Here is a 394-nt window from a genome sequence, read left to right as displayed (position 1 = left end):
TGAGGGCGCCGCCGCGCACGGCGGCCTGGGTCTCCCCGGCCGCGGCCAGGCCGGGCAGTGCCGCCAGTGCGGCGTCGAGACCGGCGCCGGGGTCGGCCGGGTCGAGGTCGAGCAGCAGCATGCTGCCCGGGACCTCCGACTGGGCGGAGCGTACGAGCCCCCACACCGGGGCGGCGCCGAGGTCGTGGACGTCCTCGGCCGGTCCGGTGGCGACCGCACCCCGGGTGACGACGACGAGCCGGGAGCCCGCCGTGCGGGAGTCACCGGACCAGCGCTGCAGCAGCTCCAGCACGGCACCGGTGGTGGCGCGGGTCCGGCCGGGGAGGTCCGCGCCCCCCATGTCCGGTGTCCCGGCTCCCGGCGCCCCGGTGATCGGCGCCCCGGTGATCGGCGC

At 79.7% G+C, this 394-nt stretch carries 1 protein-coding gene; it reads right to left on the bottom strand.

Annotated elements, in window-relative coordinates:
* Nucleotides 1-340 (bottom strand): SpnB-like Rossmann fold domain-containing protein (locus GTW08_RS19990; RefSeq protein ID WP_202417442.1); only part of this gene is annotated, 340 nt, incomplete at its 3' end.
* Nucleotides 341-394: the final 54 nt, after the last annotated feature.

Source organism: Pseudonocardia sp. SID8383, from assembly GCF_009864975.1.
GTDB lineage: Bacteria > Actinomycetota > Actinomycetes > Mycobacteriales > Pseudonocardiaceae > Pseudonocardia > Pseudonocardia alni.
The sequence above is the reverse complement of the archived record's forward strand: the minus strand, read 5'-3'. Positions and strand labels throughout refer to the sequence as shown.